Genomic DNA, 338 nt, shown 5'->3' on the forward strand with positions numbered 1-338 from the left:
TCTAGAGTGTGGGTGATGTGGATTTTGGTATCCTTCAGTTCCAATCCTATTCCTTTCAACCATTCCTGGATGTGGTCACGACATTTTAGAATTACATCCTTGTTTTCATGCAGGATAACGAAGTCGTCTGCATAACGAACTAGCGAGATTGCATTGCGTTTGCTTGTACGACTGGCTTTCCCTGGTAGCTTAGCAGCCAAGGATTTGATGCTTTCTTCCATGCCGTGAAGGGCAATATTTGCCAATAGGGGGCTGATTACTCCTCCTTGCGGTGTACCCTCTTCCGTTGTGAATAGCTGTCCGGTATCGATTACCCCTGCCTTTAGCCATGCCTTGAC

General features: G+C 46.7%; 1 protein-coding gene. It reads right to left on the reverse strand.

Annotation, left to right across the window (positions count from 1 at the left end):
- Nucleotides 1–338: reverse transcriptase/maturase family protein (locus tag AC0QH1_RS10270; RefSeq protein WP_324630992.1), on the reverse strand; the 338-nt coding region annotated here is incomplete at both ends.

This window comes from Phormidium sp. CCY1219, from assembly GCF_055795085.1.